Genomic DNA, 6,053 nt, shown 5'->3' with positions numbered 1-6,053 from the left:
GATCGTCGAGCGCGGCTCTCTCGGCCCGGTCTTGAGGTCCTCGACCGTCTGGCGCTTGCGCCATTTAGCAACGGTCTTCGGGTTGATCCCAAGATCCCGGCTCAACGTCGCGAGCGAAGCTTGCGATCGTTGTATTGCAGCTCTGACGGCGTGCGTGGTCGTGGCGCTTCCGTGACGAACCTGGCCCATAATGCTTCCTTCCATTCCTGAGAAAGGATCGCACCATCAAACCGTGGGATCAAACACCTAACGATTGTAGAGAGTCTTCAACTGGACCATACTCCTGCGGCGCGGCGCGCCATTGCAATCCGTTGTGATTGACAAAGATTATCCCGCTAGAGCCACGTGGCGATCATCGACGCGGAGCTTGCCATGGCTCTTGGGGAAGAACGGATCGCAGGCGATCCATCTGCGCTTCGCTCAGCCAGAACAAGTTGCTGATCGATCAGCCTCCTTGCGGAGGCTGAAGCATCACCGCAGACGAAAGTCAGTGGTTCTTGACCCTTCGGCCCGCCAAGGGACTCCGCGGTCGTGGAGAAGGTGATGAGGACGTCGCGGACAATGTCACGGCTCCAAGCTGGATGAGGCTATTCAAAAAGACACCTTCTCGTATTCGCCAATAAGATTAACTTATCAGCCTGACCATCATCTTCAACCGTATGCTATAAGATTGCCTTCTTGTAAGCGTGATACAATATCCCAACTAGGGAGCTATGCTTATGTCTGAAGCTGTCTGCCTGAAGGATTTTAAAACTGAACAAGATGCTACGATAACTAATTACCAATGCTTAGTCCTGGGCTACGGGGACCGGCGAAAACTGCATTACGAGATCTCAAGTACTACAGGACATCCACACCCCTCTATCACAGCCAACTGGGCAATACTTGGAATGCTATTGCCTGCAATGCGAACAGGAAAAACCTTACGGTGCGACCATGGTGTATCCGCCCTTCTTCTTCATTTCTTGCGCACCGATCTGCAGGAGCTCTTGATAAACTTCGACCCAAGTTTGAGCCGCATCGATATCGATGCCGACGCCTTACCCCCGGACTTAACAGTATCAAAAGATATTCGTATTGGCACAGGCTTCTCAGCGGGAATTGACAGCTTTAATTCACTAGGAGTATTCTGCCACTCGGATACTACTTCGCAGCTTAACGTCACAGACCTCTTCATTTTCGATGTGGGGGCGTTTGGCCAACACTCAAGCAAGAGTTCACGCAATTCATTTACTGCTGCAGCAGGGCGGACGCGGAGCTATGCAGATCGTCTGGGTCTGCACGCGCACTCAGTTACCAGTAATCTAGCAGATTTCTATGTGGGAGCAAGCGAATTAGACTTTATTCGCACACACACACTGCGCAATGCTTCTGCCGCAGTTCTGTTTGAACGGGAAATTGATATTTACCTTTATGCATCTGCTTTTTCTTACAGAGAAGTTGACCTAAAGGCGAAGTATGCCCTTGGTCATATTGACTCCATTTTACTTTCACTAATTACTACTACCCAGCTCCGCTTCATCTCCTCTGGCGCGGGCAGTGATCGCATAAAGAAGACTGCTTTGCTGTCCAACGACAAGGACGCTCAGCATATGCTAGATGTATGCGTCACCCCTACGCCCCGCCGCAGCACGCTTGTTGGGGTAGGTAGAAATTGTTCACGTTGTTGGAAGTGCTACCGGACAATGGTAACGCTTGATGCTTTGGGCCGCTTGGAGGAGTTCCGTGCAGTCTTCGATGTGGATCGATATTTTCAGCACCGCGAGGCTATATTTTCGCAAGTACATCATAGAGGCGCTAAAGGTTCTAGTATAGACCAAGCCGCAGCCAATCTCTTGTTGGAACGTGGTCTTGCTCCTTCGCCGCCGTACACGAGACGGAGGAGCGCCGGACGCTCGCTGCCGTGCGCGAGTACCTGACCCTGCCCCCCGAACAGTTCCGCAGCCTTTTGCAGCTGATGCAGGAGCACCGGCGCTGGCGGGCTGATTGCCCGTGCCGCCAACCGTTTCCTCGGCAAGGCTGATCGCAAGGCCGCGGGCGTGCTCTCCTCCGCGCAGCGCCACACCCATTTCCTCGACAGCCCCCGCATCACCGCCAGCCTGGCCCGCTCCGACTTCGGCTTTGCCAGCCTGCGTCACGAACGGACGTCGGTGTTCCTGGTGCTGCCGCCGAACCGGCTTGATGCCTACAGCCGCTGGCTGCGCCTGCTGGTCAGCCAGGCGCTTGCGGAGATTGCCCGGGATGCGGAGACGACCTAGGGCGCCCCAGAGGCCCCAGGAGCCGCTCAGAGGCCGCAGGAGGCCTCTCCGCCCCTCCGGGAGCCCACGCTGTTCCTCCTCGACGAGTTCGCCGCCCTCGGCCGCCTGGAGGCGGTGGAGCGGGCCATGGGGCTCATGGCGGGCTACGGGCTCCAGCTCTGGCCCATCCTGCAGGACCTGAGCCAGCTCATGGGCCAGGCGACTACGCAGTACGCCACCACCAGCCACCGGCCCGGCGATCCCGCCGCGACCACCCACCAGCTGACCGGGCGCGACCTGCTGACGCCGGATGAGATCATGCAGATGTCCCCGCACCTGCAGTTCCTGCGCCTGCAGGGCCGCCCGATGATCCTGGCCCGCAAGCTCCGCTACCACGCCGACCCCGAGTTCCGCGGCCTCTTCCCCCCGCAACCCGCCCCCTGACAGGACCGTACGCCCCCATGCCCGACAGACCCCCACCCGCGCCCCCTGCCCTGTCCGACGTGGCCCTGCGCGAAACCCTCGACCTCCTGGGCCAGGTCGTCGCCAGCATGTCGGCGCGCCTCGACAGCCAAGGCGAGCAGATCGAGGCCATGGCTAAGGCCGTAGAGAAGACCCGCAGCGCGGCGAAACGCACCGAACAGCAGACCGACCCCACTGCCTACGCCCGCTTCATCGGCGCCGAGGTCGAGACGACGCTCGATGGGGTCTTGGATCAGTTTGCCGGAGCCATCCGGGCAATCCGCAGCGACCACGAAACCACTGCCGCCCGGTTGGAGGAACTGGAACAGGCCGAAGAGGCCGCGCTCGAACGCTTGCGACAGGAGTTGGACGCGGCCCGACGCTGGCGCAGGTAGGTGCCGTGGGTTTGGGCAGGGGCAGTCTCAACAGCTCTCGTGCTGATGATCCTCAAGGCTCTGCTCTAGGCAACCCGCTTCTTCGTGTTCACTGTAGTGAAGATCTCCATTGTTACTGTCACTGTCACTTATCCACAGCCGGAGCATCCTTGAGTACAAAGGATGGATCTGCACCGAAGAATTTCTCTTTTTTCTTTTTCTTCCATTTTGGGTTACATAAGTTATTGATAATAAATATATATTCTTTCTGACTGTGACATATTGGGCGAGGTACCGTGACTTTTTGGGCGAAGTAAGGTGACTTTCTGGGCGAGGTGAGGTGACCTTTGGGGCGACCCTCTCACTTGCAACGCCCTAACAAGGTGACTTTTGGGGCGAGGGGCAGCGATAAATACCTGAGCGCCTGCTTTAGCTTCCAAAATGCTTAGCCTTCTGCCTATTGTGACAACGCAAGCAGCACAGGTCACGATATGCGGGATGAACCTCGCCCCAAAAGTCACGATAGCGCAGGGGGGACGCTCAAAGCGTTTCAGCGACGCGGCGAGGTCATCAAGCCCGCAGAGTTGATCGAAGTTCGCGGTGGTGAGAAGATCACCCTCGCGGCCCGCCGGATCTATAATCAGCTACTGTCCAACGCCTTTGGCCCCGAGATGGCGGCCGAAGGGCGCGAATACCGGATCCCTTTTGCCGAGCTCCGGGGAAACCACACCTCGAACGATCGCGTCACTGAGGCTATTCTTAGCCTCATGCAAACCGTAGTCCGGGTTCGTATGTCTGATGGCTCAACACGGAACGTCCATCTCCTCGGCCCGACTGATATCGAGAAGTTCGGTCCTGGTATTGCAACGATGTTGACCTATGAACTGCATCCCAAGCTCCTCCCGATCCTGCGCGACAGCCAGATCTTTGCACGTCTTGAAATGCAGATCCTCCATGGTTTCAGCACGAAGTATGGAATGGCTCTCTATGAGATCATCGCTAAGCGCATTGGCCTAAAGCACGTCTTCTATAATGACTTTGAAACCGACGAGTTGCGCGACTATCTCGGTGTACCGGTCGGCAAGCTCGGGCCGTTTGCAGCTCTGCGGCGCAAGGCAATCGAGCCAGCAGTTGCAGAGGTGAATGCCCTTGCCCCCTTCTCGTGTCGCGTCGACGTCGTGGAGACGAAAGGTAGGAAGGTGACCAAGCTGCGGCTTTCCTGGTGGACGAAGACTGTCGAAGAGCAAAAAGCTCAGTGGCAAGCGCAACAGGATAAGCAGCGCGATCTCTTCAATGTAGACCTGCCTGGGATGGAACTCTGGGAGCCCTCCTAACAGGCACAAAACAGAAGTTCGAAGGTGCGGATGTGCACAAATGCAAAGGATAAAATATGCAGATAATCACGATTGCAATGCAGAAAGGGGGTGTAGGAAAATCTACCTTAGCGCGCTCTCTTGCCGTCGCTGCGGTGCGGGACGGCCTATCTGTTCTGATCGTGGACATGGACGCCCAGCAAAGCGTAAGCCAGTGGGCAGAGCGCCGCGAGGCTGACGTGCCCGTGGTCGTGTTCTCAACGGAGAATGAGCTGCCGAAGAAGTTGGCTCAGGCGAAAGAAGCGGCTGATCTGGTGATCATCGACACGCCGCCTGCCCGCTCAACTGAAGCCCCGGCCGCTGTCGAGGTCGCAGACTTGGTGCTGATCCCGACGACCCCGGATGTTGAACCATTGGAACAGATGCCCCGGACGCTGCGCCTTTGCCGTGGCTTCAGTCGGCCGGTTTTCGCGGTCATTAATATGGCCAACCCGACCGGTTCAACCGAGGTAACGCAGACCCGTGAGGTCATCGAGGCCCTGGGAGCACGGACTGCCTCTGTGGTGCTTCATCGCCGGAAGGCTCACCGGGACGCTAGCGCGTCTGGCCTGACGGCTCAGGAAATCGACGTAGAAAGCAAGGCGGCCCAAGAAGTCTCCAAGCTTTGGGAGTGGGTTCGTGCAGTATTGCAAGTGAACAATTGAGAATAATATAAAATGTGCATTTGTGCACAATCTGGAGTGCAGAAGTGAAGAAGTCAAACCCGCTGCTGGCGGCGATGGGAAAGACGACCGAGCCTGATCCAGCCCAGGCTGATGTTGGAAAACCGATAGCGGAGCTTGCGCCCGTCAAACCGGTAGGCAAGAGGGTAGGGCAGAAGCACCTCGGTGCATACTTCGACAAGGGTGACCCAATCCTAGAGCGGGTCGCGATCCTGAGGGCGCGGCTGGACATGAACAATTCAGAACTGATCGAGCATGCGCTTAACGAGCTATGGAAACGGCACGAGGCGGGCAGGGCATTCGGGGAATAGTGCAGAAAGTGCCGGTGCTTCTGGTCAAACCCTCGGGGAATAGTGCAGAAAGTGCCGGTGCTTCTGGTCAAACCCTGGCTCTGTTGCACAAATCGGCTGTAGGACTCATCTTGTGAACCCAGCGTGGTAGCTGGGGCGCATGAGCAGACCCACACCCCCGCCTACAAGACCAGGAACTGGCCCGCTTATAACGAAGCTCTGAAGCGCTGTGGCTCGCTGACGATCTGGTTCGATCCCGAGATGACGTGGGAGGCCAGTCCAACCGGCAAACGCGGCCGACAGCCTGACTACAGTGAAGCAGCCATCCAGGCCTGCCTGACGATGAAGGTGCTGTTCGGCATGGCGCTCAGACAGACAACAGGCTTCATTGAGAGCCTGCTGCGCCTGACCGGCCTGGACTGGACCGTGCCCAACTTCAGCACGCTGTCGCGGCGCCAGAAGACCCTGAAGGTCAACATCCCGTATCGCGGCTCGCCAGGCCCATTGCACCTCTTGATCGACAGCACTGGCATCAAGGTCGAGGGCGAAGGTGAGTGGAACGCTCGCAAGCATGGGGGCAGCAAACGCCGGGTCTGGCGCAAGATCCACATCGGAATTGACGAGCAGACGCTGGAAATACGCGCAGCCGAGTTCA

At 57.6% G+C, this 6,053-nt stretch carries 6 protein-coding genes and 3 pseudogenes; 7 read left to right on the top strand and 2 right to left on the bottom strand.

Features of this window, described 5'->3' with window-relative positions; all coding sequences use genetic code 11:
• Positions 1-189, bottom strand: a 189-nt coding sequence (locus CK240_RS19360; protein ID WP_476704014.1) for a transposase, incomplete at its 3' end; no start/stop codon positions are given.
• Between the two features lie 60 nt (positions 190-249).
• A pseudogene (locus tag CK240_RS16965) lies at positions 250-442 on the bottom strand (transposase); the annotation flags it as partial.
• Positions 443-719: 277 nt separating this feature from the next.
• Between CK240_RS16965 and CK240_RS18410 the strand changes: the two are divergent.
• The 7 genes and pseudogenes from CK240_RS18410 to CK240_RS16940 all read left to right on the top strand — a co-directional run.
• Positions 720-1,919, top strand: coding sequence for a hypothetical protein (locus tag CK240_RS18410; RefSeq protein ID WP_135058891.1), 1,200 nt, complete (start codon positions 720-722; stop codon positions 1,917-1,919).
• A gap of 120 nt (positions 1,920-2,039) precedes the next feature.
• Positions 2,040-2,681, top strand: a pseudogene (locus CK240_RS16960) (type IV secretory system conjugative DNA transfer family protein).
• 59 nt (positions 2,682-2,740) lie between these two features.
• Positions 2,741-3,094, top strand: coding sequence for a hypothetical protein (locus CK240_RS16955; protein ID WP_135058890.1), 354 nt, complete (start codon positions 2,741-2,743; stop codon positions 3,092-3,094).
• A 470-nt stretch (positions 3,095-3,564) separates the two neighbouring features.
• Positions 3,565-4,407 (top strand): replication initiation protein, encoded by an 843-nt coding sequence (locus CK240_RS16950; RefSeq protein ID WP_095641479.1) that lies wholly within the window; start codon positions 3,565-3,567, stop codon positions 4,405-4,407.
• 56 nt (positions 4,408-4,463) lie between these two features.
• Positions 4,464-5,090, top strand: a complete 627-nt coding sequence (locus CK240_RS16945) for a ParA family protein (RefSeq protein ID WP_095641478.1) — start codon at positions 4,464-4,466, stop codon at positions 5,088-5,090.
• A gap of 44 nt (positions 5,091-5,134) precedes the next feature.
• A complete protein-coding gene (locus tag CK240_RS18405) occupies positions 5,135-5,419 on the top strand; it encodes a hypothetical protein (protein WP_135058889.1) in 285 nt (94 codons plus the stop codon).
• A 139-nt stretch (positions 5,420-5,558) separates the two neighbouring features.
• Positions 5,559-6,053: pseudogene (locus tag CK240_RS16940) on the top strand (IS5 family transposase); the annotation flags it as partial.

Origin of the sequence: Paracoccus salipaludis (assembly GCF_002287065.1) — a bacterium.
GTDB lineage: Bacteria > Pseudomonadota > Alphaproteobacteria > Rhodobacterales > Rhodobacteraceae > Paracoccus > Paracoccus salipaludis.
This window is presented reverse-complemented; position numbering and strand designations above follow the sequence as displayed.

What these genes read in the sequence shown, in the direction of transcription:
- CK240_RS18410 (WP_135058891.1), top strand. Translation starts at nt 720, where the DNA reads ATGTCTGAAGCTGTCTGCCTGAAGGATTTTAAAACTGAACAAGATGCT.
- CK240_RS16950 (WP_095641479.1), top strand. Translation starts at nt 3,565, where the DNA reads ATGCGGGATGAACCTCGCCCCAAAAGTCACGATAGCGCAGGGGGGACG.
- CK240_RS16945 (WP_095641478.1), top strand. Translation starts at nt 4,464, where the DNA reads ATGCAGATAATCACGATTGCAATGCAGAAAGGGGGTGTAGGAAAATCT.